This window comes from Belnapia rosea (genome assembly GCF_900101615.1).
GTDB classification, from domain to species: domain Bacteria; phylum Pseudomonadota; class Alphaproteobacteria; order Acetobacterales; family Acetobacteraceae; genus Belnapia; species Belnapia rosea.
Genome location: NZ_FMZX01000006.1, coordinates 49,524 through 76,414 on the forward strand (window position 1 = coordinate 49,524; position 26,891 = coordinate 76,414).

The following is a 26,891-nucleotide window of genomic DNA, read 5'->3' on the forward strand; positions in this document are numbered from 1 at the left end:
GGGCTACTCGAAGGGGATCCAGGCCCGTGGCGGCGGCGTAGCGGCATCGCGCCGGGCGGCGGCGATCTCGGCATCCAGCGCGGCCAGGAAGCGGGAGCGATCGGCCTTGGTCAGCGGCGCCGGGCCACCGGTCATCTGGCCCATGTCGCGCATCCCCTGGGAGATGGTGCGGCCGACCAGCGCCCCGCCGATATTGTCGGTGGTCCAGGGGCGGCCCTTGAAGGAGAGCGCCCGCGCGCCCCGCGCCAGGCAGCGCGAGGCCAGCGGGATGTCGGCGGTGATGCAGACATCGCCCCGGGTGGCGCGCTCGGCGATCCAGTCATCGGCCGCGTCGGCGCCCTCGGCGACCAGGATCATCTCCACATTCGGCAGGCCGGGCGGGCGGATCGGGCGGCTGCCATTGGCCACCACCTTCACCGGCAGGCCGAGCCGCGTGGCGACGCGGAAGGCCTCCTCCCGCACCGGGCAGGCATCACCATCGATGAAGAGCGTCGTCATCGCACCCTGACCTCCGCCCGTGCCGCGGCACCGGCCGCATCCAGCACCGTCACGCGGTAGAAACCCGGCCCCGTGGGGACCCAGGCGGCCTCCCGCTTGGCCGGCTCGGCGGGCAGAGGGCGGCCATCGACGAGGAAGGTCAAGGGGCGGCGGCCGCCCGAGGCGCGGAGGGTGACATGGCCCTCCCCTTCCTCCAGCACGGCGCCGGGCGGCGGGAAGGAGAGGCGCAGGCGGTCCAGCGCCTCCGCCATCGGCGGCGCGGCGGCACGGACGGGCAGGCCCGGGCGGGGATTGGGCGGCAGGCGCTCGAAGACGCGGGCGAGCAGGGGCAGCGCGGTGCGGGCGCCGGTGGCGCCGGGCAGCGGCGTGCCATCCGGCCGGCCGACCCAGATGCCGGCGACATGGCGGGCATCGAGGCCCATCGCCCAGGCATCCCGCCCGCCCCAGCTCGTCCCCGTCTTCCAGGCGATGCCCTGCGGCCCGCCACCGGGGAAGGGGTTGACCAGGATGGCGGCGGCGAGGCCGGCGGCGCGGGGGTCGAGGACGCGGCGGGGCGCCGGATCGCGGCCGGGCTGGAGGCGGAGCGGCACCGCCTGCCCCCCGCCGCCGAGCATGGCGTAGAGCCCGGCCATCTCCCGCAGGGTGACGCCGAGGCCGCCGAGCGCCAGCGGCAGCGAGGGGTCCGCCCCGGCCGGCAGCCTTGGCAGCGCCCCGCCCGCCTTCAGGGCGGAGGCGAAGCGCAGCGGGCCAAGCTCCGCCAGGAGGGCGACGGCGGGGAGGTTCAGCGAATGCCGCAGCGCATCGGCGACGGTGACGCGGCCGGCGAAGCCACCGTCGAAATTCTCCGGCGCATAGCTGCCGAATCGGCGCGGCAGGTCGGCCAGCAGCGTATCGGGCGCCGCGATGCCGGCCTCGAAGGCCAGCGCATAGAGCATCGGCTTCAGCGCCGAGCCGGGCGAGCGGATGGCCCGCGTCAGGTCGAGGGCGCCTGCTCTGCCCTCCGCCCCGAAGGCGCCGCCATGCAGCGCGCGGATCTCATGGGCCTGGTGGTCGGCGACGAGGATGGCGAGCGAGGCGCGCTCCGGCAGGCCGGCAAGCGCCGTGGCGGCGACCTCCTCCACCGCGCGCTGCAGGGCGAGGTCGAGCGTGCTCGGGAGGCGCGGGCCGGACGCATGGCGGGCCAGCTCCCGCGCCAGATGCGGGGCGAGGCGCGGCATGGGCTGGCGGGCGGCGGGCACCGGAGCGGTCAGCGCGTAGTCGGTATCGGCCGGGGTGATGCCGGGGGCACCGGCGGCGCGCGCGGTCAGCAGGGCGTTGCGGGCGAGGCGGGCGCGCCACGGATGGCGGTCGGGCCGGAGTGCCTCGGGGCGCCGGGGAATGGCCACGAGCAGCGCCGCCTCGGCCGGGTCGAGCCGCAGGGAGGGTCGGCCGAACCAGGCGAGCGAGCCGGCCCGTACCCCTTCGATATTGCCGCCCATCGGCGCCAGGGTCAGCCAGAGGCCGAGGATCTCGTCCTTCGAGTAGCGCGCCTCCAGCTGCAGGGCGCGGAGGACCTCGATCGCCTTGCTGCGGATCGTGCGCGGCCGCGGCTCCAGCAGCCTGGCCGCCTGCATGGTGAGCGTCGAGCCGCCGGAGAGCACCCGGCCGGCGAGGGCCCATTGCAGGGCGGCACGGCCGAGCGCCAGGGGATCGACGCCCGGATGCCAGCGGAAGCGGCGGTCCTCGGCGGTGACCAGCAGGTCGATCAGATGCGGCGGCACATCGGCGGTGGTGGTGGCCAGACGCCAGACCCCGCCCGGGGCCGGGAGGGTGGCCAGCGTCCGGCCGTCGCGGGCCAGCACCTCCTGCCCCACCGCCTGCAGCCGCGAGAGGTCGGGCGGGAAGGCGCGGTCGAGCACCCAGCCCGCCCCGGCCAGCAGCGCCAGCGCGGGGAGCCAGCGCCGCATCAGTCGGCCGGCAGCACCGTGATCCGCCCGGTATTCTGCCGGGCGAAGACCTGCGGCCGGTACATGTCCTCGACCTGCGCGCCGGGCAGCTCGAACCGCCCGGCGGTGACGGCGCGGAGGCGGATGGCGATGCGGAAGTCGGGCGCCTCCGGCGTCAGGTCGAGCGCGGCGGCGAGGCGGTCGTCGAGGGCGGGGGTCGCCGCGGTCTCGGTCAGGGTGCCGAGCCAGGGCATGCCCGCCACCTCGCCGGCCGAGAGGCGGCCGACGATCTCCCAGCCCGCCGGCAGGCCCTGCTGGAGGATGGCGCGATGCGCCTCCCGCGTCTCGGCCCGGCCTTCCAGCAGCAGGACGAAGACGGTGTTCTGCTTCAGCGTGTCGAGATTGAGCGGCTGGCCGGCGAGGTCGAGGAAGCGGCGGGCGATGCGCATCCCCGCGCGCCCGGCGGGTGCCGGCTGGGCCGGGATGCCGGTGATGGAGAGGCTGGCCCAGACCGGCGTGTCGGAGAGGTTCCGCACCACGCCCGGCGCCTGGAGCGCGACGGCGAGGAGCGGTGCCGGCGCCTGCGGCGTGCCGTTCACCGCGACGCGCACCGGCCGCCCGTCACGCCCGAGCGCCGAGGCGGCGGTGACGCCCCAGGCCTGTTCCTGGGTATTCGCCGATTGCGGGGTGAAGTCGGGGCCGGGCAGACCCGCCTGCGCCGTGGCGAGCCGGTCGGGCAGCACCCCGCTCTCCTTCAGCAGGGCGGCGACGGCCAGCGCGTCGCGGGCGGCGCTGCCGTAGTCGTAGAGCCAGGGGCGGCGGGCCGGGGCGGCCAGCGCTGCGGCGAAGGCGGCCTCGGCGCGCGGCCGGTCGCCGGCCCGGGCGAAGGCGGCGCCGAGCTGGGCCTTGGCGAGCGGGGTCGGCAGCTGGTCGAGATCCTCCAGCAGACGCCGCGCCGCGCCGAGGCGGGGGCGGCCAGCGAGCGACAGGACATGGAGGCGGTAGGCCTGGGCCGCGCGCTCCTCCGGATTATCGGCCGAGACATCCTCGGCCTGCTCGGCGATGGCCTTCAGCGCATCCTCGAGCGCCGCCTCGGGCACCGTGGCGCCGGCGGCGCGGGCACGCAGCAGGGCCTCCGTCGCATAGGCGCCGGTCCAGTACTGGATCTCGCCCTGGGCGGACCAGAGGCCGAAGCCGCCATCGAAACGCTGCTTGTTGAGCACCCATTCGACGGCGCGCTGGAGGCGGGCGGCGCGCTCATCGCCTGCCAGCCCATCGGCGCCGCCAGCGGCGAAGGCGAGGAGCTGGGAGGAGGATTGCTCCAGGCAGGCGAAGGGGTAGCTCTCCAGCAGCTTCAGCATGCCGCCCGCATCGTAGCGCGTCGGGCCGCCGAAGCTGGCCGCGGCGCGCCAGGTGCCGGCGAGCCAGCGATCGGCGGCGACCGCCAGCGGGCGTTCCTGCCCGGCCGGGACCTCCTGCGCCACGACCTCGGTGGTGACGGGGCGGGAGGAGCGGATGGTGATGCGCGACTCCCGGTTGGCGGTGAAGCCGCCCGGCCCGGCGACGGTCAGCCGGAGCACCCCCTGGCCCGCTGCGGTGGCGCGCAGCGTGCTGGTGGGGAGCGCGCGGGCATTGGGCGCGAGGCGAGCCGAGAGCCTGTCCGGTCCCGCCAGGGCGATGGCGCCCTCGGCGGAGAGGGTGGCGGTGATCTCGCCCTCCGGCAGGTCGAGGTTGCTGAGCAGCATGGGCAGCCGCGCCTCGTCGCCGGGGGCGAGGAAGCGCGGCAGCAGCGCCTCGGCGATCACCGGGTCCCGCACCGTCAGCGGCTTGCTGGCGGCGCCGATGCGGTTGCCGGCCCAGGCGACGGCCATCAGCCGCAGCTCCCCGGCGAAGTCGGGGATGTCGAGCGTCACGGTCGCGGTGCCGTCCGGCGCCACGGCGACGGGGCCCGAGAAGAGGGCGACCGTGCGTTGCGGGATCTCGATGGCGCCGGCCGAGAATTCGTCGCCGCCCTGGCGGAGGAGGGCGAGCTCGCCCTCGGGCGGCGGGATGAGGCGGCCGTAATCGTCACGGATATCGACGGCGAGGCGGCGGCGGCCCATGACATGCGGCACCGGGTCCGGGCTCTCGAAGCGCGTCAGGCGGAGGATGCCCTCATCCACGGCGGCGAGGGTCAGGGTGGCGCCCTCCCCCGCATTGGCCAGCCGGATCGGCACGGCGAGGCTCTGCCGGGGCGTGATCCGCTCCGGCGCGCCGATCGAGACCTCGATGCGGCGGGAGCCGGGATCGACCTGCACCCAGGCAAGGCCGAGGGCGCGGCCGGGATGGCCCTGGCGCGTCTCGCCCGGACGGAAGGCGGTGACGGCGACATAGGCGCCGGCGCCCCAGACGGCCTCGACCGGCACCTCCACCTCCGTCCCGCCCTCGGCGACCTGGATCTCGCGGAGCGAGACCAGCCGGTCGGTCAGCACGGCGAGGCTGGCGGGGCCGGAGAAGGGCGGGGTGATGCGGAGGCGCGCTGTCTCGCCCGGCGCATAGGCGCGGCGGTCGGCGGCGACATCGACCTTGTCCGGCACCTCCGGCGTCTCGCCCCCGGCCCAGCCTGAGCGGAAGCGGATGGAGGTGATGGCCATGCCGCCCGGCTCCGACACTTCCAGCCGGTAGCGGCCGAAAGGCAGGCGGCGGGCGAAGCGGGCGGGCCCGGCCGCGGTCACGGCGAGGTCGGTGCTGTCCACCGCCTCGTCGCGCCAGACGGTCTCGTAGCGGGCCATGCCGCCGCGGCTGACGATGCGCCAGTCGGGCCTCTCCCGCACCAGCCGGGCGCGGAGGCGGGCGGCGACGGGCCGCGCATCCGGGTCGAGGGCGATGATCTCGAAGCCTGCCTCCGCCCCGGCATCGATGGCGAGGTCGGGGAAAAGCGGCCTGACCCCGATCATCCGCCCGCCGGTCCGCACCGGCAGGGTGAGCGAGGTGCGGGAGGACCGGCCGCCCGGCTCGTCGATGGCGATGGAGAGCTCGGCCCGCAGCGGGCGCGTGGTGTCGGGCGCACGCGGCAGGGCGAGGGTGAGGCTGCCGGCGCCCTGGTCGTCCAGCGCCTCGATCTCGAAGGGGATGAGGTCGGGGGCGAATTGCTCGTCCACCAGGCCGAAGAGGGTGTCCCTGTATTGCGGGAAGGGCGAGCGCAGCGCCTCCAGCCGCAATTCGGCGCTGCCGGTCAGGCCTGCGGCGGGGGCGCCGTAGAGGAACCGGGCCTGGACCGGCAGGTCGAGTGCCTGGCCGGGCACCAGCGGTCCGGGCGCGGGGCCGGCCTTCACCTCCAGCCGCTCGGGGACGAAGGCGTCGACGCGGAATTCCACGCGGCCGACCGGCGGGTCGTTCGGGTCGGCCAGCACTTCGAGCGTCCAGGCGCCGGCCGGGGCGCTGCTGCCGAGCGGGATCGGCCAGAGGATGGCGGCGCCCGGCGTGCGGGCCGGCACCGCCTCGGCATAGACGCTGCCGTTGGGCCGGCGGAGGCGGAAGCGCGCCGGGATGTCGAGCGGGGCACCGCCGCCGTCGCGGATCAGCGCTGCCGCATGCACCGTCTCGCCGGGGCGGTAGATGCCGCGGTCGAGCCAGGCGAAGGCGTCGATGGCGCCGGGATGCGCGGCGCCCGTCGCGCCGCGGTCGGAGAGGTCGAAGGCCGCGCTCTCGAGGTCGAGCTGCACCAGGTCGTCGCCGAGCGAGGCCTGCAACGCCTTGGGCGCCATCGCCCCCCCGCCGCGCAGCAGGGGCGCGGCGAAGCGGACGAGCCCGTCCGGCCCGGTCTCCGCCTCGGCGAGGATATCGTTGTTGGTGGCCAGCAGCCGTACCTGCGTGCCCGGTCGGGGCTGGCCGGCGCCGAGGCCCCTCACCTGCGCCGCCAGCCCCTGCGGGCTGCGCCAGGCGGTGATGCCGAGATCCGTCACCATGATCGGCAGCCCGGCCACGCGGGCACGGGTGCCATCGGCCGGCTTCACGACAAGGGCGTAGAGGCCGGGCCCGGCGGCCCGCAGCGCCTCCGGCAGGGGGATGACCTGGCGCTGGAGGCGGTTGGCCTCGAAGCGGGGCAGGTCGATCCGGCCCTCCCAGACGGTGCGGCCCCAGGTCTCGGGCACCTCATCCGCTGTCCAGCTGTCGAGGGCGGTGCCCGGGCTCCAGTTGCGGCCGAAGGGGACGAGGTTGCGCTCCGTCACCCGCACGACGCGGAGGTTGAGCGCCGAGAGGTTCATGGTGGCGAAGCCGATCCTGGGTGCCTGGCCGCGCGGCAGCAGGAAGCCGCTGGAATCGAAGACGATGCTGGCCGCCCGGTTGGGCATGGCGATGCGGAGCTGGGCGTCGCGGTTCAGCCGCTGGCCGTCCTCGCCGGGCAGGCCGGCGCGGAGCAGCAGGCGGGTGGTGGCGCCGTTGGGCAGGCCGGCGATGCAGAGCTGGTCGCCCTCCCGCGTCACCGAGAGGCCCTGGATGGCGGGCTCGGTCCGCACCCAGTCCCCCGGCTGCCAGTCGGTGCGGCGGGCGGGGGGAACGGTGAAGGCGAGGCAGGCGCGGGCCGGCTCCGCCTCCGGCTCGGTATTGATGCGGGCGATGAGCAGGCCGGCGGCGCGGCGGGCATCGGCCAGCATCTGCCCGTAGCGTGGATTGCCCGGCGCCCGCTCGAGCACGGCGTTCAGTGCCTGGATCTGCTGGGCCGGCCGGTCGAGCCGCTGCAAGGCTTCGGCCATGAGCAGGAGTGCCGGAATCTCCGGCTCCCCGGCCGCGACCACCTGGAAATTCAGCCAGGCGGCCTGGAGGGCGCGGTTGGCGTCGGGCGGTGCCTTCTGCAGCTGGGCGCGGGCCAGGGCGAGCCAGTGTTCCGGCCGCGGGTCGCCACCTGCCACGCGGTCTTCCCAGGCCTGGGCGGCAGCCGCCCAATTCCCGGCCCGTTCGGCCTGGGCGGCGCGCTGCTCGGCCGCCATGCGCTGCTGCGGCGTTGCCCCGGCCGGGAAGCGGCGATTCAGCTCGCGCTGCCAGGCGTCGGCATCGGCCGAGAGGCCGGGCAGGTCGAAACCCTGGGCCCGCACCGCCGGGGCGCAGCACAACAGGCCGAGCAAGACGAGAAGCAGGCGCATGCCGCAGAAGGCCCCCGATAGTCGAAGCGGTGCCGAGAATGGCACAGCCGCCCTGCCGATTGGATCACGCCGTGAAGAAACGTGAAACCGTTGCGGATTGCGTCTCGCGCCCGGCCAATGGCATGCTCGTTGCATAAAAACTAAGACGCCTTGATCAACACGGCAGAACATTCATTTTCTGTCTATGGATCGTGGGGTCGGCGGCGATCCGGCGTATAGCAAGGGCCGCCAGCACCCTTGGCTGACCGGCTGACGGCCGCGCCTGCGGCCCTGGGGAACGGGACGAATGACGCGACGCCACCTGCCGCGACTGCGACGCCTCGCCTTCGTAGCGTTCCTGGCCTTGCTGCCGGTGGCCTCCGCCCGGTCGCAGCAGGCCGGCGGCGGCGTGCCGGTCACCACGGATGCGGTGCAGGTCGGCCCGGTGCCGATCGAGATCCTGGCCAATGGCATCATCGCCTCGGAATCCGTCGTCACCATCCGCACCCGCGTCGATGGGCAGATCGAGCGGGTGCATGTGACGGAGGGGCAGATGGTCCGCCGGGGCCAGCCGCTCTTCACCCTCGACGCCCGCCTCGCCCAGGCGCTGCTGGCCCAGCAGGAGGCGCAGCTGGCCAGCAACCGGGCGCAGATGGCGCGGACCCAGGCGGATGCGGTGCGCTACCAGTCGCTGCGGGGCGAGAGCTTCGCCTCGCAGCAGCGCTTCGAGCAGGCCCAGGCCGATGCGCTGGCCGCGGCGGCCAATGCCAAGGCCACCGAGGCGCTGATCCAGCAGACCCGGCTCGGCATCGAATATGCAACGATCTATGCGGAGATGGATGGGCGGCTCGGTGCCATCCCGCTTCGCGCCGGCAATTTCGTCCGCCAGGCGGAGAACACGGCAATTACGACGCTGACCCAGATGGACCCCATCCTGGTGCAATTCGCCATTCCCGAGCGCTGGCTGCCCGAGGTGCGGGCCGCCATGTACCGCGAGCCGCCCAAGGTCACCGCCCGCGCCGATGGCGACAGCGAGGCGCCGGCCGAGGGCACCCTGGTCTTCATCGACAGCGCGGTCGATACGACGACCGGCACGATCCTGCTGAAGGCCCGCTTCCCCAATCCGGAATTCCGGCTCTGGCCCGGGCAATACGTGCAGGTGAAGATCGCGCCCCGGGTGCAGGAGGGTGCCATCACGGTGGCGGGCCCGGCGGTGCAGACCGGGCAGACCGGCCGCTTCGTCTTCGTCCTCGCCCCCGACAACACGGCCCGGCGCCGCGACGTGGAGCTGGTGCGGCTGGCCGGGGACCGCGCCGTCGTCACCGGCGAGCTGCAGGCGGGCGAGAAGGTGATCGTCGATGGGGCGCAGCGCGTCACCGAGGGCACCCGCGCCGTGGAGCGCGGCCCGGCGCCGCAACGCGTCTCCAGCGTCCAGTGAAGCGGCAGGGGCATCGGCCAGGATGAACATCTCCGAACTCTGCATCCGCCGCCCGGTGATGACCGGGCTGCTCTCGCTGGCCGCCATCATCGCCGGCATCATCGCCTATACGCGCCTGCCGGTCGCCGCCGTGCCGCGGGTGGATTTCCCCGTCATCACCATCTTCGCCAATTTCCCCGGCGCCAGCCCGGAGACGATGGCGACCAGCGTGGCGCTGCCGATCGAACGCGAGTTGTCGACCATCGCCGGCGTCGATTCGATGAGCTCGATCAACGGGCAGGACACCTCGCAGATCACCGTGCAGTTCGTGCTGTCGAAGAACATCGACGCTGCGGCGCAGGATGTGCAGGCGGCCCTCACCCGTGCCCAGCGGCGGCTGCCGGTCGACATGCTGGTGCCGCCCAACTACCGCAAGGTGAACCCGGCCGATGCGCCGGTGGTGCTGCTGACCGTCTCGGGCGGCGACAAGCCCCTGTACTACCTGAACGACCTCGTCAGCACGATCATCAGCCCGGCGCTGTCCCGCGTGCCGGGCGTGGCGCAGGTGCAGACCTATGGCGAGCAGCTCTATGCCGTGCGCGTCCGGCTGGACCCGGACCGGATCGCGGCCATGGGCCTCGCCTTCGACACGATGCAGCAGGCGATCGCCCAGGCGAATTCGGCGACGCCGGTCGGGCTGATGAATGGCGAGCGGCAGCAGCTGACGCTGCGCGCCAACGACCAGCCGCAGGATGCCGCGGCCTTCGGCAACCTCGTCGTCGCCGGCCGGCCCAACTCGCCGGTGCGGCTGAGCGAGATCGCCTCGGTCGCCGATGGCGTGGCCAACAACCGCATCGCCGCCTGGCGCAACGACGAGCGGGCGCTGGTGCTGGCCGTGCTGCGCCAGCCGGATGCCAACACGGTCGATGTCGTGGACGGGGTGAAGGCCAGCCTGCCGGCGCTGGAGGCGGCGCTGCCGCCGGGGGCGAAGATCAACATCATGCTGGATCGCTCGAAGTCGATCCGGGCGGCGGTGCATGACGTGCAGGAGAGCCTCGCCATCGCCATCGGGCTGGTGGTGCTGGTCTGCTTCATCTTCCTCCGCAAGCTCAGCGCCACGCTGATCCCGACCGTCGCGGTGCCGATCAGCCTCTGCGTCGCCTTCGGGCTGATGTATGTGATGGGCTACGGCATCGACAACGTGACGCTGCTGGGGCTGACCATCGCGGTCGGGCTGGTGGTGGACGATGCGATCGTCGTGCTCGAGGCGATCATGCGCCATATCGAGGAGGGGATGGCGCCCATCCCGGCCGCCATCAAGGGCTCGCGGGAGATCGGCTTCACCGTGCTCTCGATCACCCTCTCGCTGGTGGCGGTCTTCCTGCCGATCCTGCTGATGGGGGGCGTGGTGGGGCGGGTGTTCAATGCCTTTGCCGCCACGGTCTCGCTCGCGGTCATCGCCTCCTGCATCGTCTCGCTGACGCTGACGCCGCTGATGGCCTCGCGGCTGCCGGCGCATGGCCGGCCCGGCCTCGTCGAGCGGGTGCTGGAGCGGTTGGTGGGCGGGGTCGAGCGCGGCTATGCCGTCCTGCTCGATTTCGCGCTGCGCTTCCGCTTCCTCGTCTGGCTCGCCTTCTTCGCCTCGCTCGGGGCGGCGGGCTACATGGCGGTGGTGATCCCGAAGGGCTTCTTCCCGATCGAGGATACCGGGCTGCTGGCGATCAACACGGAGGGGCCGCGCGGCGCCTCCTTTGCCGCGATGGTGGAGCGGCAGAACGAGCTCTCGCGCAAGCTCCGCGAGAACCCGGCGGTCGCCAATGTCGTCTCGAATATCGGCGCGGCCGGGGGCTCCATCTCGATCAACCAGGGGCGGCTCTTCGTCGAGCTGAAGCCGGCCGACGAGCGGCCGGGCATCGTCCAGGTCATCCAGCAGCTCCGGCGGGAGACGGGCCAGATCCCAGGGCTGCGCGTCTTCGTCCAGCCGATCCAGAACCTCAATTTCGGCTCGCGGCAGACGCGGACGCTCTACCTCTACTCGCTGCAGGGCCTCAGGCTCGACGAGCTCTATGACTGGGCGCAGCGGATGGAGCAGCAGCTGCTCAAGATCCCGCAGCTGCAGGACGTGAACACCGACCTGCAGATCGACAGCCCGGTGGTGCAGGTGAACGTCAACCGGGACCGGGCGACCTCGCTCGGCGTCTCGGTGGATGCGGTGCGGCAGGCGCTGTTCTCGGCCTTCGGGGCGCGGCAGATCTCGACGCTCTATGGGCAGGCCAATGCCTATCAGGTCATCCTCGAAGCCCTGCCGGAGGACCAGCGGGACGAGACGGGGCTCGCCAAGCTCCATATCCGCTCGAATACCGGGCGGCTGGTGCCGCTCTCGGCGGTGGCCAGCATCGAGCGGAAGTCGGGGCCGCTGAATGTCTCGCATCAGGGGCAGCTGCCGGCGGTGGTCATCGGCTTCAACACGCCACCCGGCGTGGCGCTGGGCGATGCGGTGAACGCCATCCGCTCGGCGGAGCGGGAGCTCGGCATGCCGCCCACCATCGTCACCGGCTTCAGCGGCGCGGCGCAGGTCTTCCAGGAGGCGCTGGCCGGCCAGGGCGCGCTGGTGCTGGCGGCCATCGCCATCGTCTATCTGGTGCTCGGCGTGCTGTATGAGAGCCTGATCCACCCACTGACCATCCTCTCCGGCCTGCCGGCGGCGGCGCTCGGGGCGTTCCTGACGCTCTATGCCTTCGGGCTCGACCTTTCGGTCATCGCCGTCATCGGCGTGCTGCTGCTGATCGGCCTGGTGAAGAAGAACGCCATCATGATCGTCGACGTGGCCCTGCAACGCCAGCGGGCGGGCGAGCCGGCCTTCTCCGCGGTGCGGGAGGCCTGCCTGGTGCGCTTCCGGCCGATCCTGATGACGACGCTGGCCGCCGGCGCCGGCGCGGTGCCGATCGCCGCCGGCTGGGGCGCGGCGGCGGAGCTGCGGCAGCCGCTCGGCCTTGCCGTCGTCGGCGGCCTCGCGGTCTCGCAGGTCCTCACCCTCTTCGTCACCCCCGTGCTCTATCTCGGCTTCGATGGGCTGGCGCGTCGCCTGACCTTCAAGTGGCGGCAGGCACCCATCGCAGCGGCGCCCGCGGAATGAAGATCCCCACCCTTCCCTTCACCGTCACCGACTGGTCGGCCGTGGCGGAGACCCGCCACCGGGGCGAGACCGGCGAGGCCATCTGGCGGACGCTCGCCATCGGCGACCTGCGGGTGCGGCAGGTCGAGTACACGCCGGGCTACCTCGCCGACCACTGGTGCGACCGCGGCCATGTCCTCTACGTGCTGGAGGGCGAGTTGGAGACCGAGCTGAAGGACGGGCGGCGCTTCACCCTCCGTCCGGGAATGGGCTACGAGGTCTCCGATTCCGGCGATTCGCCGCACCGCTCCTCCACCCGCACTGGGGCGAAGCTGTTCATCGTGGACTGACCCGGACGCCTGGAGCGTGACCACGGATCACGCTCCAGGCTCTTGTGGGACCGCGTGATTCACGCCTCCGGCCGTTCCAACCTGCGGCGATCACGCGTTACTCCGCCGGGGCGCGTTTGGCGGCCAGGCGGACATGGCCGCTGACCTCCTCCCCCGCATCCGGCGCCAGGCGCAGGAAGAAGGGGCAGGAGGCGAGCACCACCAGCGCCGCGACGACGAAGGCAGCGGCGAAATCCGGCACCTCCGCCACATGGTGGCCGGCGAGCGACTTGCTGACCTCGAGGCTGGTCGTCGCCAGCACCACGCCGAGGGCCGGCGCCAGCTGCTGCACCGTGCCGGAGAAGCTCGTCGCCGCCGAGAGCCGGTGGGCGGGGATATCGGCGAAGGAGAGGGTGTTCAGCGCGGTGAATTGCAGGCTGCGGAACAGCCCGCCCACCGCCAGCAGCAGGAAGATCGCCGAGAGCGGCCAGGAGGGGGTGAAGAGCGCCGCCACCGCGACGCCGGCCGCCGCCAGCGCCGAGGTGCCGATCAGCACGCTGCGGAAGCCGAAGCGGCGGAGGATGGGCCGCGCCAGGGGCTTCATCACCAGCGCACCGAGGGCGGTCGCGAAGGAGACGAGGCCGGCGGCGGAGGCGGTCTTGCCGAAGCCCACCTGCAGCAGCATCGGCACGAGGAAGGGCGTCGCCCCGGCGCCGATGCGGAACAGGCTGCCGGCCAGCGTGCCCTGGTTGAAGGTGGTGATCCGCAGCAAGGAAAGGTCGAGGGCCGGGCGCCGCGCCCGGAGGCAGTGGCGGATGGCGGCCCAGCCGAACATCAGGCCGAGGACCAGCGCCGCCTCGGCGATGCCCGCGGTGACGACGCCGCGGCCGATGGTCTCGAGGCCGAACATGAAGAGGGCGAGCGCCAGGCCGATCAGGACGAGACCGACGACGTCGGGCGGGCCGGGGTCGCCGGGGGGGATGTCCTCGATCTTCCAGGCGACGAGGGTGAGGCCGAGCAGGCCGATCGGGACGTTGATGAGGAAGACCGACTGCCAGCCGAAGGCATCGGTCAGGAAGCCGCCGAGCGGCGGGCCGCTGATCGGGCCGATCATGGCCGGCATGGTCAGCCAGGTCATGGCGCTCAGCATCTCCTCCTTGCGGACCTGCCGCAGCAGGAGGAGGCGGGCGACAGGCACCATCATCGCGCCGCCGAAGCCCTGGAAGACGCGGGCGGCGATCATCTCCGGCACGCCCGTCGCGCGGCCGCACAGGATGGAGGCCAGGGTGAAGATGGCGATCGCCACCATGAAGACGCGCTTCGCCCCGAACCGGTCGGCGACCCAGCCGGAGACGGGGATGAAGACCGTGAGCGACACCAGATAGGCGGTGATGGCGACGCCGAGGCGCGCCGGCTCCACCCCCATATCGGCCGCCATGGCGGGCAGCGCCGTGGTCACCGCGGCGCTGTCGAGATTCTGCATGAAGAGCGCGCTGGCGACGATGGCGGCGGTGAGGCGCGGATCGGGCCTGGGCGCGCTGGTCTCGGTCATCCAGCGAGGCTACGCCTCGTGGGGGCGTAGCACCACCCGGCCGCTGGCGCGGCGGCCGCTCACCTCGGCCATCGCCTCGCGGAATTGGGCCAGCGGGAAGCCGGCATGGACCTCGGGGCGGAGCGCGCCGTCGGCCCACCACTGCACCAGCTGCGCCCAGAGCGCCCGGGCACGCGGCGCATGGAGCTGGCGGTTGTCGCCGGGGGACCAGCCGACATAGCTGCCCCAGTTCAGCCCGGCCACGGCGATGTTCTTGAGCAGGAGGAGATTCACCGGCAGCTGCGGGATGCCGCCGGCGGCGAAGCCGATGGTCACCAGCGTGCCGCCGTCGCCGAGGCAGCGGAGCCCCTCGTCGAAGACCGGGCCGCCCAGCGTGTCGAGCACGGCGGCGACGCCGGCGCCGCCGGTCGCCTCGCGCACCGCGTCGCGGAAGGGCTCGGCGCTGTCGAGCACCACATCGGCGCCGCGGGCCAGCGGCACGCCCCGCTTGGCGGCGCCGCAACGGGCGATGACCCGGGCGCCGAGGGCGCGCGCCACCTCCACCCCGGCAAGGCCGACCCCGGCCGAGGCGCCATGCACCAGCACCCACTGGCCGGGCGCCAGCCGGGCGCGCCACATCAGCGCCGCGGCCGCGGTCGGGTAGCTGATCGGCATGGCGACGGCCGGCTCCAGCGGCAGCCCGTCGGGGATGGCGACGACATGGATGGCATCCGCCACCGCCTCCTCGGCCATCCCGCCCCAGTCGAGCACGGCGAAGACGCGGGTGCCGGGCGGCAGCGGGTCCGCCACGTCCGGCGCGCTCTCGATCACCGTGCCGGCGACCTCGGTGCCCGGGGTGAAGGGCAGCGGCGGCTTGCGCTGGTACTTGCCGGCCACCACCAGCTGGGTGGCGAAGGAGACGCCGGCCGCCTCGACGCGGATGCGGACGCCGCCCGGCCGCATCGGCGGCGGGGGCACCTCCTTCAGCTCGAGCTCGTCGAATTCACGCCAGGATTCGCAGAGGACGGCACGCATCAGTCGAGCCTCACATTGGCTTCGCGGACCAGCTTGCCCCAGCGGGCATATTCCTGCCGACAGAAGGCGGCGAAATCCTCCGGGCTGTCCGCCACCGGGTCGGCGCCGAGCACCCCCAGCCGCTCGCGCACCTCCGGCACCTGCACGGCGGCGGCGACGGCCTGCTGCAGCCGGAGGACGATGGGCGCCGGCGTCCGGGGCGGGGCCCAGACGGCGTACCAGGTGGCGATCTCGAAGCCCGGCACGCCGGCCTCGGCGACGGTCGGCAGCTCCGGATAGGCAGCGACGCGCCGGGCCGTCGTCACCGCCAGCGGCCGCAGCAGGCCGGAGCGCACGGCGGCCGCGCTGCTCGGGATGCTGTCGAAGATAAGCTGGATATTGCCCGCGATCAGGTCCTGCACCGCCGGCCCGGCACCACGATAGGGGACATGGACCATCTCCGTCCCCGTCATCAGCTTGAACATCTCGCCGGCCAGGTGCAGCGCCGAGCCGTTGCCGGAGGAGGCGTAGGACACGCGGCCCGGATTCGCCCTGAGATAGGCGATGAGCTCCGGGATGGTCCGCACCGGCAGCTTCGGGTTCACCACGGCGACCAGCGGCACCATGGCGATATTCGTCACCGGGGTGAAATCCGCCACCGCGTCGAAGGGCATGGACGGGTTCAGATGCGGGATGATCAGGTGGATGGAGGCGTTGATCAGGAAGGTCGCGCCATCCGGCGCCGCCCGCGCCACCACCTCGGAGCCGATGACGCCCGAGGCGCCGCCGCGGTTCTCGACCACCATGGGCTGACCGAGATCCTGCCCGAGGCGCGTCACGATCACCCGGCCGAGGATGTCGGTCGGCCCGCCCGGCGGATAGGGCACCACGAAGCGGACCGGCCGGCTGGGCCAATCCTCCGCCCGGCCCCTGGCGGGCGCCATGGCCCCCGCGCCGAGCATCCCGAGCGCCATCCTCCGCGTGACCGGCATCGCCTCCCCTTCCCTCATCCCTCGTTACAGGCAGGATAGGGGGGACAGACGCGGGAGGAAACGCCATGCAGCCATACAAGGGCCTGTTCGTGCTCGATGCGAGCCAGGGGATCGCCGGCCCCTATTGCGCCACGCTGCTGGCCGCCTGCGGCGCCGAGGTGGTGAAGGTGGAGCCGCCCGCGGGAGACTGGTCGCGCGGCCTCTCGACGCGGGAGGGCACGCAGAGCGCCATGCATGTCACCTTCAACCGCGGCAAGCGCAGCATCGTGCTCGACCTCCAGGCCGAGCGAGGCCGCGCCGCCTTCGCCGCGCTGGCCGCGCGGGCCGATGTGATGCTGGAGGCCTTCCGCCCCGGAGTCGCCCGCCGGATCGGCGTGGTGCCGGAGGCGGGGAAGCCGGATGCCGTCTTCCTCTCCATCTCCGGCTTCGGCCAGGAGGGGCCGAATTCGGAGCGGCCCTGCACCGACAGCGTCGCCCAGGCCTATTCCGGCATGGTGGCGCTGAACCAGGGCATGGATGGCGTGCCGCACCGCACCGGCAACCTGATGACGATCGACATGGTGACCGGCCTCTCGGCCTTTGCCGCGGTGCAGGCGGCGCTGGCCGAGCAGGCGCGGGACCGGGTGGCGGGGGCGCCGCCGCAGCGGCGGGTGCTCGATGTCTCGCTGATGCAGTCGGCGGCGGCGCTGATGGGGTTCAACATCGCCGAGCAGGGGCTGCTCGGCCGGGTGCCGCCGCTGGCCAATGTCCCCTCGGGGACCTACCAGGGCAGCGATGGCCGCTGGGTGATGGTGGCGATGCTGCGCGACCCGGAATTCGTCACCATGTGCGAGATCCTCGAACTGCCGGAGATCGCCCGTGACCCCCGCTTCGCCAGCTTCGCCGCGCGGGCCGAGCACCGCGATGCGCTGCTGCCGCCGCTGCGCCAGGCCTTCACCCGCCGTACCGCCGCCGACTGGGCGACGCGCTTCAAGGCCGCCCGGATGCTCTGCGACCTGGTGAATACCCCGCTCGACTGGCTGGAGGATGCGCATGTGAAGGCGGTCGGCGCCGCCGTGCCGCTGGAGCAGCCCGGGCTCGGCACCCTGCCCTTCCCGAAGCTGCCAGGGCTCGGCGCCTGGAGCGTGCCGGCCCCGGCGCTCGGCGAGCATACCGAGGCGGTGCTGGCGGAGATCGGGCTTTGAGCCCAGTCCAGCCGCTGCTGGACCGGCTGGCCGAGATCGGCGCCGACCCGCCCGGCATCACCCGCGAGGCCTTCGGCCCGGGCGAGAATGCCGCCATGGCGCTGATGGCCGAGACGGCACGCGGCCTCGGCCTCTCCTGCACGGTGGATGCGGCCGCCAACCTCACCATGCGCTGGGCGGGCAGCGACCCCGGGGCGCCGCCCATCCTCATCGGCTCGCATCTCGACAGCGTGGTGCAGGGCGGGAATTTCGACGGCGCGGCGGGGGTGGTGGCGGGGCTCGCGGCCGTGGCCGCCCTGCAGGCGGAGGGTTTCCGGCCGCGTGCCCCGATCGAGGTCGTGGCGCTCCGCTGCGAGGAGGCGGTGTGGTTCGGCCTCGGCCTGATCGGCAGCCGCGGCCTGCTCGGGCGCCTGCCGCCGGGGGCGCTCGACCTGCCGCATGCGCGGGGTGGCCGCAGCCTGCGTGACTGCATCGCCGCCTGCGGGGGCGACCCGGCCCGGCTCGGCCCGCCGCTGCGCGACCCGAAGCGGATCGGCGCCTATCTCGAGCTGCATATCGAGCAGGCGCCGCAGCTGGTCGAGGCCGGGCAGCCGGTGGCGATCTGCCTCGCCAACCCAGGCAATGTCCGGCACCCGCATATCCGCATCACCGGGGAGGATGCCCATACCGGCCTGCCGCACCGCTTCCGCCATGATGCGGCGCTGGCGGGGGCCGACCTCGCCCTGGCGCTGGAGCGGCTCTGGCTCGACGAGGAGGCGGCGCGGCGGCCCATGGCCGTCACCATCGGCCGCTTCCACACCCTGGCCGAGCGGCATGCGATGACCGTGGTGCCCGGCGCGTTCGAGCTGAGCCTCGACCTCCGCGCCTATGACCCGGCCCATCTCGCCGCGCTCGAGGCCAAGCTGCAAGGGATCGTCGGGGCGGTGGCGGCACGGCGGGGCGTCGCCATTGATCTCGGGCCGCGCAGTGCCGCGGCGCCCGGCGCCATGGACGCCGCCATCATGGCGGAACTGGCGGCGGCGGCGAGCCAGCGGGGCCTCTCCCCGCCCCGGCTGAACAGCCCGGGCAGCCATGACGCCAACAACTTCGCCGCGGCCGGCGTGCCGACCGGGATGCTGCTCATCCGCAACCGCAATGGCAGCCATAACCCGCGGGAAGCGATGGAGACGGATGATCTGCTGGCCGGGATCGGCCTGCTCACGCTATGGCTGGCCCATCGCGCTGGTTGAGGAAATGGAACCGCATGCAAAAGGATGCCCAGGGTCTGCCATTGACCGCAGCCTCGGCCGAGGCGGCCGCAGCTTATGACCATAGCCTCAACGGCTTCCTGCTCTACCGGGCCGATACCTCCCAGCGGCTCAAGGCGGCGCTGCAGCTCGACCCCGAAAGCCCGATGCTGGTGCTGCTGAAGGGCAGCTTCGCCATGCTGGCCAGCAACGCGGCCTTCGTGCCGGCGGCGCGGGAGGCGGCGGCGCTGGCCGGCACGCTCGCCGCCCTCGGCACGGCGCGGGAGCAGGCGCATGTGGCGGCACTCGCCGCCTGGGCGGAGGATGACATGCCTCGCGCCCTGGCCGCCTGGACCGGCATCCTCGCCGACAACCCGCATGACCTGCTGGCGCTGCGGCTGCATCACTACAACGCCTTCTGGCGCGGCCGGCCGGACATGATGCTGGCGGCGGTGCAGGGCGTGCTGCCGCGCTGGGGCGCCGACCAGCCCGGCTACCACAACGTCCTTGCCTGCCAGGCCTTCGCCAATGAGGAATGCGGCAACTACCTGGTCGCCGAGGCGGCGGGCCGCGCCGCGGTCGGGATCAACCCGGCCGATCTCTGGGCGACCCATGCCGTCGCCCATGTGATGGAGATGCAGGGCCGCCGTGGCGAGGGCATCGCCTGGACCAGCGGGCTCGAGCAGCACTGGGAGGGCGGCAACAACCTCACCCATCACCTCTGGTGGCACCGCGCCCTGTTCCATCTGGAGCGCGGCGAGACGGAGCAGGTGCTGGCGCTCTACGACAGCCGCTTCCGCAACCTGGAGAGCCCGGTGACGCAGGTGATGCCGGACCTCGCCATCGACATGCAGAACGCCATCTCCATGCTGTTCCGGCTGAAGCTGCAGGGCGTGGATGCCGGTGCGCGCTGGGTGGAGCTGGCCGACAAGGCGGAGGCACGGATCGGCGATTGCCAGCAGGGCTTCACCCTGCCGCATTGGATGATGGCGCTGGCCTCGACCGGCCGCTTCGAGGCCGCGGAGCGCATGCTGGCGGCGCTGCGCGAGCACAGCCGCAGCAACAGCGCCGGCAGTGCGGCGACCATCGGCCTCTACGCCCTGCCGATCTGCGAGGCGGTGCTGCGCCATGCGCGGGGCGACTTCGCCGGCGCGGTCGCGGTGATGCGGCCAGCGCTCGGCGGGATGCATGCGCTCGGCGGCAGCCACGCCCAGCAGGATGTGCTGGAGCAGCTCTTCCTCGACGCGGCCATGCAGGGTGGCCTCACCGAGGATGCGCGCATGCTGCTGGAGCGCGTCGCCGGCCGCCACCCGGTACCGCCGGAGCGGCGCGCGGGCTACCGCCGCGCGGCGCAATCCATCCTGCACTGAGCGGCCTATGATGATGGGGCGTAGGGGTTCTCCAGGACCCCGATCCCCTCGATCGTCACCGCCACCTGCATGCCCGGCCGCATCGGCAGCGCGCCGAGCGAGGTGCCGCAGGCGATGACGTCGCCGGGATGCAGCGTCATCTCGCGCGAGACCAGGGAGACGATGCGCGCCGGCGGCAGGATCATGTCCTCGAGCGGATAGTCCTGCCGCACGCGCCCGTTCAGCGCCACGGTGACGCGCGCCGCGCGCCAGTCGAAGCCGGTGGCGATGGCCGGGCCGATGGGGCCGAAGCTGTCGCAGCCCTTGGCCCGCGCCCATTGCGGGAAGGAGGCATCGGCGGTCAGCAGGTCGAGCGCCGTCACGTCGTTCACCGCCGTGTAGCCGAAGATCGCCGCCTCGGCCGCCGCCTCGTCCACCGCGGTGACGCGCTGGCCGATGACGATGCCGAGTTCGCCCTCGTAGAGCACCTTGCCGTCATAGGCGGCGGGCGGGCGGATCGCCTCGCCGGGGCCGATGACGCAGCGTGGGTTCTTCAGGAAGTAGAGCGGGAATTCCGGGATGGCATTGCCCTGCTTTGCCGCCGCCGCGTGGAAGTTGTTCCACAGCCCTATGAAGGCGCCGGGCCGCACCGGCGGCAGCAGCCGCACCGCGGCACGCGGCAGCCGCTCGCCCGTCGGGCCCGGCGTGGCGAAGAACTCGCCGGCATGGACGGCGATCTCCTCGCCTTCCAGCGTGCCGAACCCCTCCACGCCGTCATGGGCGTAGCGCACCCAGAGCGTCATCCTGCGATCCTTCAGTTATGGGTCAGCCTGAGGCCAGGCTCGTCCCACTCCATGGCCGCCAGCTTGCCCGTCGTCGAGAGGGTGATGTAGGCGGTGCGGAGATCGGGGCCGCCGAAGCAGATATTGGTCGGCATCGGCTCGGGCATCGTCACCACGCGCAGGATCTCGCCGCTGGGCGAGACGGTGGTGATCTCGCCGCTCACCAGGGTGGCGACGCAGATATTGCCGGCCGCCGTCGCGGCGACGCTGTCGAGGCGCCGGTAGCCGGGGAACTGGCAGAGCACGCGGCCGCCATTGGAGGAGGGCCAGGGGTCCTTCCGCAGGATGCCGGGGCCTTCGACATCCCAGGCCCAGAGGCGGCCCGTCTCGGTCTCGGCGGCATAGAGGGTGCGGCCATCGGGCGAGAGGGCGATGCCGTTGGCGCCGCCGAAGATCGGGAAGGCGGCCTCGACAATGCGCGAGCCATCCGTGGCGGCCCAGTAGACGCCGCCATGGTCGCGGTCGCGGGCGCGGACCTTGCCGAGGTCGCTGAACCAGAAGCCACCCTCGCCGGGGCTGCCATCGGGGGCGAAGACGATGTCGTTCGGGCCCTTGAGCCTGTGCTCGCCGCAGCGGTCATAGAGCATGCGCACCTCGCCGCTGGCCGGGTCGATCACCTCGATCCGCCCGCCGCTGTAGTCGGGCGCCTGGCCGATGGGACGGATGAACCCCGGCTCCTCGTGCCAGACGAAGCCGCCGTTGTTGCAGCAGTAGATCTTGCCCTCAGGGCCGAGGGCGATGCCGTTAGGGCCGGCGCCGGGGCGGGCGACGGTGCTCTTCGTCCCGTCCGGGGCGACGCGGGTGAGGAGGCCGGAGGCGATCTCGACCAGGATGATGCTGCCATCCGGCATGGCGACCGGACCTTCGGGGAACCGCAGCCCCTCCGCCAGGATGCGCAACTCGGCCATGCTTCTCTCCCCCGTCGATTTGCCGGGGATCATGCGCCAGAAGGCGATGGTTGCAACCCCACCGGCCCTATTTCGGCGCCCAGAGCTCGATCGGGCCGCGCTCCTCCGGCACCTCGCCGACCTGGTGGTAGTCGCTTTCCAGCGTCTCGGCGATGATGGCGGCGGCGCTCTCGCGCAGGCGCGGCCACCAGCCGCGGTCGACGACGACGAAGCGCGGCCTGCTCGCCATGATGCGCGCCACCTCGTCATCGGTGTTGATGCCGGCGACCTCGGTGAACTCGCCGGTGAGCTGGGCGGGGAAGATGAAGCGGGTCGGCAGCGCCGCGTCAGTCAGTGCGTAGATGACGGGGTGGTAGTTGGCGACGAAGATGGTCTCGCCCGGCTTCAGCTCGGCGCGGATCATGCGGCTGATCTCGATCACCGGATCGGCCTCGAACAAGCCGATGCCGCGATCGACCCGCGCCGTGGCATCGGCCCGCCAGGAGCCGACCATCACCACCGCGACCAGCAGGGCGAAGCCGGCGGCCCGCCGGTGGGGCGGCAGCCAGCGCGCCAGCCACCAGCAGCCGAGCGTCGCCAGGATGGCGAGCGGGGGCAGCCAGAGCAGGAAGTAGTGCGGATAGAAGTAGCCCGGCGAGGCGACGCCGAGGCTGGCGGCGAGGAACCAGATCAGCCCGATCCGCGCCAGCGTGCCGGCGATGCCCGGCCGCGGCAGCCAGCGCAGCAGGGCGATGCCGGCGAGCAGGAAGGGCCAGAGCAACGTCAGGATCTCGACCAGCACGCGATGGAAGGATTCCACCGGCCCGAGCCGCCCGCCGGCATAGCGCAGCGGTGCGAGGAAGGTGCCGTCGAGGAAGGCCGGCAACTCGCCCCTCGACCAATAAAGCAGGCCGAAGAGAATGGTGGGCAGCGCGCAGAGCCCGGCATAGGCGGCCGCCATCGCCAGCGCGCGCCCCCATGGCAGCACGCGGCGCCAGAGGGCCGGAAAGACCAGCAGGGCGAAGGCGAGGCAGCCCTCCACCACCATCACCGGCTTGATCGACAGGGCCGCGCCGATCGCCAGGCCCATGGCGATGAGCGAGGGCCAGCCGGGACCCTGGCCACGCCGCAGCGCCTCAGCCGTGCCGCGGATGCCGAGCGCCATGGCGCCTGTCACCATGGGCGCGAAGAGGATCTCGGTATTGGTGGCGAGGCCGCCCATCCGCAGGCTGTGCGCCACATAGATGAAGCCTGCGGCGAGGCCGATGCCGCGCGGCCCGCCCGCGACCCGCATGGCGCCATAGATGGCCCACCCCGCCAGCGCGACGCAGATGCAGCCGAGGAGGCGGATGGTGGCGATGCTCTCGCCGAATACCGCCATGGCCGCGGCGAACATCGCCGGGGCGCCGACCGGGTGCATGTCCCAGACCTCGACCAGCGGCCAGTGCCCGCGCAGCCAGGACTGGGCCTGCACGAGGTACAGGCCCTCATCGGTGTCGATCACCGCGACGGTGAAGCCGAGGGCCCGCAGCAGCAAGGCCGCCAGCAGCATCGCCAGCGGAACGACGAGGATGCCGAAGACATGGTCGATGGCGGCGAAGGGGGCCCGCAGGCGCGGCGAGAGGCTCATCGGGCGCCCGGCATATCACGGACTGTCCGGCGGGGAACCCCGTCTTGACGGGCCCTGCCCCGGCAGGGGACCGTCCCTGCATGGCCGAACCCGCCCCCATGCTCGATCCCGTTACCCTCGCCGTGCTCGACAACCGGCTGCGCGCCATCGTCGAGGAGATGGGGGAGGCGATGCTGCGCACCTCCTACTCGCAGATCCTCAACTCCTCGCGCGACTTCTCGATCGCGCTGTGTGACGCGCAGTGCCGGCTGGTGGCGCAGGCGGACCACATCCCCGTCCATGTCGGCGCCATGCCCTGGGCCGCCCGTGCGGTGGCCGAGGCCTTCCCGGCGCCGCGCGAGGGCGACACCTACCTGCTGAACGACCCCTATCACGGCGGCAGCCACCTTCCCGACCTGACCATCATCATCCCCATCTTCGCTGAAGGCGCACTTCGTTTCTGGTCCGTGGTGCGGGCACATCAGAGCGATATCGGCGGGGCCACCCATGGTGGTTACAACCCGGGGGCGACGGAAATCTGGCAGGAGGGTGTCCGCATTCCGCCCATCCGCCTCGGCGAGGATGGCGGGTTGCGGGATGACCTCATCCGCATGCTGGCGACCAATACCCGCCTGCCGCGCGACTTCACCGGCGACCTGATGGCGATGATCGGCGCCGCCCGGCTTGGCGAGCAGCGTCTGCTGCCCCTGCTGGCGACGCATGGCGCGGGGCGGATGGAGGCGGCGGTCGGCGCCATCCTCGACCTGTCGGAGGCGCATGCGCGGCGCATCCTCGCCACCTGGCCGGATGGGAGCTGGCTGGGCGAGGCCTTCCTCGACGATGACGGCTTCGGCCGGGAGGACATCGCCATCCGTGCCCGCGTCACCAAGCGCGGCGAGAGCCTGGTCGTGGACCTCTCGGAGAGCGACGAGCAGGCCACCGGCTTCGTCAATTCCAGCTACCCCAACATGCGCAGCGCCGTCGCGATGGCGTTTGCCTTCCTGCTCGACCCCGAGGTGGCGAAGAATGACGGTGCCTTCCGCCCCGTCGAGGTCATCGCCCGCGAGGGCACGGTGGTCTGGGCGCGGGAGGGGGCGCCGGTGACGCTCTGCACCTCGCACTGCTCGAACGAGATCGTCGAGTCGATCGTCCGGGCCCTCCAGCATTGCTGCCCGGAACGGGCGATGGGCGGCTGGGGGCGGCGCTTCCGCGTGGCGATCACCGGGCAGGATGCGCGGCGGCCGCAGCGGCGCTTCGTCTGGCACCTGTTCCATGCCCGGCCGGGCGGCGGGGCCAGCGCCGGGGGCGATGGCTGGTCCACCAGCGGCGAGTGGCACAGCGCCGGCGGCCTCAAATTCGGCAGCGTCGAGATGGCCGAGGCGCGCTTCCCGCTGCTGTTCGAGCGGCATGAATTCCTCCCCGGCTCGGCCGGCGAGGGGCAGCATCGCGGCGGCCTCGGTGGCGAGCTGTCGCTGCTGGTCGAGAGCGACGGGCCCTGCCGCGCCAATACGGCGGGCGACGGGGCGCGGCATGGCGCGGCCGGGATGTGCGGCGGCCGGGATGGGGCGCCGCACCACTACCGCCTCCGCCGCGCCGATGGGACGGAGCGGGTCCTGAAGACGAAGGAGGTCGGCATCGGCATCGAGCCTGGCGACCGGCTGCTGGTGCAGGCCGGGGGCGGCGGCGGCTGGGGCGACCCTGCCCGGCGGGACCCGGCGGCGCGGGCACGCGACGAGCAGGAAGGGCTGGTGCCATGAGCGGCTATCGCATCGGCATCGATGTCGGCGGCACCTTCACCGATGTGGTGGGCATCGCCGCCGACGGGACGGAGACGCTGGCCAAGGCCGCGAGCACGCCGGAGGACCAGAGCCTCGGCGTCGTCCAGGGGCTGCGCAACCTTGCCACGGCGCTCGGCCTGCCGCTCGGCGCGCTGCTGGCGGGGGCGGAGCGCATCGTCCACGGCACCACCGTCGCCACCAATGCCCTGCTGGAGCGGAAGGGCGCCGAGGTCTGGCTGCTGACGACCGAGGGCCATCGCGACGTCATCGAGATGCGCGAGGGGCTGAAGCCGGAGCGCTACGACCTCCGCCTGCCGCCGCCCCCGCCGCTGGTGCCGCGGCACCGGCGCCTGCCCATCCGCGAGCGGCTGCGGGCGGATGGCAGCGTCGCCGTGCCGCTCGACCGTGCCTCGCTCGATGCCGCGATCGGCAGGCTGAAGGCAGCCGGGGCGGAGGCGGTGGCGATCGGCTTCCTGCATGCCTGGCGCGACCCGGTGCATGAGCATGCGGCGGCCGCCGCCCTCGTCGCCGCCCTGCCCGGCGCGACCGTCACCTGCTCGGCCGATGTGCTGCCGCAGATCAAGGAGTTCGAGCGCTTCAGCACGACGGCGGTGAATGCCTATGTCGGCCCCGTCGTCTCCCGCTACCTGGCGCGGCTGGAGGAGCGGCTGGCGGAGGCCGGGTTCGGCGGGCCGCTCTTCGTCATCCTCTCGCATGGCGGCGTGGCGCCGGTGGCGGAGGCGGCGCGGCTCGCGGTCGGCACGGCGCTGTCGGGCCCGGCGGGCGGTGTCGCGGCGGCCGTCGCCCTGGCGCGACAGGGGATGGGGCAGGACCTCGTCACCTTCGACATGGGCGGCACCTCGACCGACATCGCCCTCGTCGTCGGCGGCGAGGCGGCGCTCGGCCGGGGCCGCGTGGTGGGTGGCGAGCGGATCGCACTCGAGAGCCTCGACATCGTGACGCTCGGCGCCGGCGGCGGATCCATCGCCCATCTCGGCGCGGGGGGCACGCTGCAGGTCGGGCCGCAATCGGCCGGCGCCATGCCGGGCCCCGCCTGCTACGGCCGCGGCGGCACCGAGCCCACGGTGACGGATGCCAACCTGCTGCTCGGCTATCTCGACCCGGATGCCTTCCTCGGCGGCGCCAGCCGGCTCGACCGGGCGGCGGCGGAGGCGGCGATGGCGCGGCTGGCCGCGCGGCTCGGCATCGCGCCGGAGGCCTGCGCCACCGGCATCCATGCGCTGGTGAATGCCCGCATGGCGGATGGCGTCCGCGTGGCGACGGTGCGGCGCGGCGTCGATCCGCGCGGCTCCGCCCTGCTCGCCTTCGGCGGCGCCGCCGGCCTGCATGCAACGGCGGTGGCGCGGGAGCTTGGGCTCACCCGCGCGACGGTGCCGCTGTTTGCCGCCGGGCTCTCGGCCTGGGGCATGCTGCACACCGACCTCCGCTACGAGCTGGCGCAGAGTGCCATCGGCGCGGGCGGGATCCCCGCCGATGCCGAGACGCGGGCGCTGTTCGATGCGCTGGAGCGCGACGGCCGCGCCCGCATGGCCGGCTGGTATGCGGGCGAGGTCGCGGCGCGGCGCAGCGCCGATATGCGCTATGGCGAGCAGGTCTTCGAGATCGCCGTGCCGCTCGATGGCATCGACTGGACGGGGCCGGATCTCGCGGGGCAGCTGCGTGCTGCCTTCCATGCGCGGCACCGGGCGCTCTTCACCTATGACCTGCCGGAGGAGGAGGTGGTGCTGGTGAATGCCCGCATCGCCGTGGTGGGCAGCCTGCCGGGCCACCCGCCGGCCCGGCGCGAAGCCGCGCAGCCGGCCGTGCCGATCGGCCGCCGCCGCATCCTGCTGGAGGGTGGCGCGGTGGAGGCGCCGGTCTGGGATTTCGCCGCCCTGGCGCCGGACCAGCGCATCGACGGCCCCGCCATCGTCGAGAGCGCGACGACGACGGTGCTGCTGCGCCCGGGCGATGCGGCCCGGATGGATGGGCGGGGCTGGCTGGATATCGCGGTTGGTTAGAGCAAATTCCGATCAGATGAAGTCATCTGATCGGAAGAATTTGCTCGCCAGAACAACAAGCTAGAGCGGGGT

General features: G+C 73.0%; 17 protein-coding genes. 8 read left to right on the forward strand and 9 right to left on the reverse strand.

What is annotated here, in order from left to right; all coding sequences use genetic code 11:
* Window positions 1-3: 3 nt before the first annotated feature.
* The 3 genes from BLR02_RS13220 to BLR02_RS13230 are packed head-to-tail and all read right to left on the reverse strand — an operon-like array spanning window position 4 to window position 7,546.
* A complete protein-coding gene (locus BLR02_RS13220; protein WP_090663526.1) occupies window positions 4-498 on the reverse strand; it encodes a YaiI/YqxD family protein in 495 nt (164 codons plus the stop codon).
* Complete coding sequence (pbpC, locus tag BLR02_RS13225; RefSeq protein WP_090663527.1) at window positions 495-2,444, reverse strand: penicillin-binding protein 1C; 1,950 nt, start codon at window positions 2,442-2,444, stop codon at window positions 495-497. The genes BLR02_RS13220 and pbpC overlap by 4 nt, the downstream gene beginning before the upstream one ends.
* On the reverse strand, window positions 2,444-7,546 hold the full coding sequence (locus tag BLR02_RS13230) for an alpha-2-macroglobulin family protein (RefSeq protein ID WP_090663528.1): 5,103 nt from the start codon (window positions 7,544-7,546) through the stop codon (window positions 2,444-2,446). Before BLR02_RS13230 ends, pbpC begins: the two co-directional genes overlap by 1 nt.
* Before the next feature lie 286 nt (window positions 7,547-7,832).
* Between BLR02_RS13230 and BLR02_RS13235 the strand changes: the two genes are divergently transcribed.
* Genes BLR02_RS13235 through BLR02_RS13245 form a run of 3 tightly spaced genes read left to right on the forward strand, consistent with a single transcriptional unit; the run spans window position 7,833 to window position 12,407 of the window.
* Complete coding sequence (locus BLR02_RS13235) at window positions 7,833-8,963, forward strand: efflux RND transporter periplasmic adaptor subunit (RefSeq protein WP_090565477.1); 1,131 nt, start codon at window positions 7,833-7,835, stop codon at window positions 8,961-8,963.
* Between the two features lie 22 nt (window positions 8,964-8,985).
* The gene (locus BLR02_RS13240; protein ID WP_090663529.1) at window positions 8,986-12,078 is read left to right on the forward strand and encodes an efflux RND transporter permease subunit; all 3,093 of its coding nucleotides are present in this window, start codon (window positions 8,986-8,988) and stop codon (window positions 12,076-12,078) included.
* Window positions 12,075-12,407 (forward strand): DHCW motif cupin fold protein, encoded by a 333-nt coding sequence (locus BLR02_RS13245; RefSeq protein WP_090663530.1) that lies wholly within the window; start codon window positions 12,075-12,077, stop codon window positions 12,405-12,407. Before BLR02_RS13240 ends, BLR02_RS13245 begins: the two co-directional genes overlap by 4 nt.
* A gap of 97 nt (window positions 12,408-12,504) precedes the next feature.
* On the opposite strand, the gene BLR02_RS13250 is transcribed toward BLR02_RS13245, so the two are convergent.
* From BLR02_RS13250 to BLR02_RS13260, 3 genes are read right to left on the reverse strand one after another with little or no spacing between them, the layout of a single operon-like run.
* Window positions 12,505-13,938, reverse strand: a complete 1,434-nt coding sequence (locus BLR02_RS13250; protein ID WP_090663531.1) for a DHA2 family efflux MFS transporter permease subunit — start codon at window positions 13,936-13,938, stop codon at window positions 12,505-12,507.
* Between the two features lie 9 nt (window positions 13,939-13,947).
* The gene (locus BLR02_RS13255) at window positions 13,948-14,952 is read right to left on the reverse strand and encodes an NADPH:quinone oxidoreductase family protein (protein ID WP_090565485.1); all 1,005 of its coding nucleotides are present in this window, start codon (window positions 14,950-14,952) and stop codon (window positions 13,948-13,950) included.
* Entirely contained in the window at window positions 14,952-15,941 is a 990-nt protein-coding gene (locus BLR02_RS13260; protein ID WP_245704765.1) for a Bug family tripartite tricarboxylate transporter substrate binding protein, read from the reverse strand. Before BLR02_RS13260 ends, BLR02_RS13255 begins: the two co-directional genes overlap by 1 nt.
* 47 nt (window positions 15,942-15,988) lie before the next feature.
* Between BLR02_RS13260 and BLR02_RS13265 the strand changes: the two genes are divergently transcribed.
* The 3 genes from BLR02_RS13265 to BLR02_RS13275 are packed head-to-tail and all read left to right on the forward strand — an operon-like array spanning window position 15,989 to window position 19,703.
* The gene (locus BLR02_RS13265) at window positions 15,989-17,107 is read left to right on the forward strand and encodes a CaiB/BaiF CoA transferase family protein (protein WP_090663532.1); all 1,119 of its coding nucleotides are present in this window, start codon (window positions 15,989-15,991) and stop codon (window positions 17,105-17,107) included.
* Window positions 17,104-18,336, forward strand: a complete 1,233-nt coding sequence (locus BLR02_RS13270) for a hydantoinase/carbamoylase family amidase (RefSeq protein ID WP_090663533.1) — start codon at window positions 17,104-17,106, stop codon at window positions 18,334-18,336. Before BLR02_RS13265 ends, BLR02_RS13270 begins: the two co-directional genes overlap by 4 nt.
* 14 nt (window positions 18,337-18,350) lie before the next feature.
* Window positions 18,351-19,703, forward strand: coding sequence for a tetratricopeptide repeat protein (locus tag BLR02_RS13275; RefSeq protein ID WP_090663534.1), 1,353 nt, complete (start codon window positions 18,351-18,353; stop codon window positions 19,701-19,703).
* 5 nt (window positions 19,704-19,708) lie between these two features.
* Here BLR02_RS13275 and BLR02_RS13280 read toward each other — a convergent pair whose 3' ends face one another.
* The 3 genes from BLR02_RS13280 to BLR02_RS13290 all read right to left on the reverse strand — a co-directional run bounded on the left by BLR02_RS13280 (window position 19,709) and on the right by BLR02_RS13290 (window position 23,041).
* On the reverse strand, window positions 19,709-20,485 hold the full coding sequence (locus BLR02_RS13280; RefSeq protein ID WP_090663535.1) for a fumarylacetoacetate hydrolase family protein: 777 nt from the start codon (window positions 20,483-20,485) through the stop codon (window positions 19,709-19,711).
* A gap of 11 nt (window positions 20,486-20,496) precedes the next feature.
* Window positions 20,497-21,432: an SMP-30/gluconolactonase/LRE family protein gene (locus BLR02_RS13285; RefSeq protein WP_090565495.1), complete on the reverse strand. Its 936-nt coding sequence runs from the start codon at window positions 21,430-21,432 to the stop codon at window positions 20,497-20,499.
* A gap of 67 nt (window positions 21,433-21,499) precedes the next feature.
* The gene (locus tag BLR02_RS13290; protein WP_090565497.1) at window positions 21,500-23,041 is read right to left on the reverse strand and encodes a glycosyltransferase family 39 protein; all 1,542 of its coding nucleotides are present in this window, start codon (window positions 23,039-23,041) and stop codon (window positions 21,500-21,502) included.
* Between the two features lie 80 nt (window positions 23,042-23,121).
* On the opposite strand from BLR02_RS13290, the gene BLR02_RS13295 reads away from it, so the two are divergent.
* Window positions 23,122-24,777 (forward strand): hydantoinase B/oxoprolinase family protein, encoded by a 1,656-nt coding sequence (locus BLR02_RS13295; RefSeq protein ID WP_245704766.1) that lies wholly within the window; start codon window positions 23,122-23,124, stop codon window positions 24,775-24,777.
* A complete protein-coding gene (locus BLR02_RS13300; protein WP_090663536.1) occupies window positions 24,774-26,819 on the forward strand; it encodes a hydantoinase/oxoprolinase family protein in 2,046 nt (681 codons plus the stop codon). The genes BLR02_RS13295 and BLR02_RS13300 overlap by 4 nt, the downstream gene beginning before the upstream one ends.
* Window positions 26,820-26,891 lie beyond the last annotated feature (72 nt).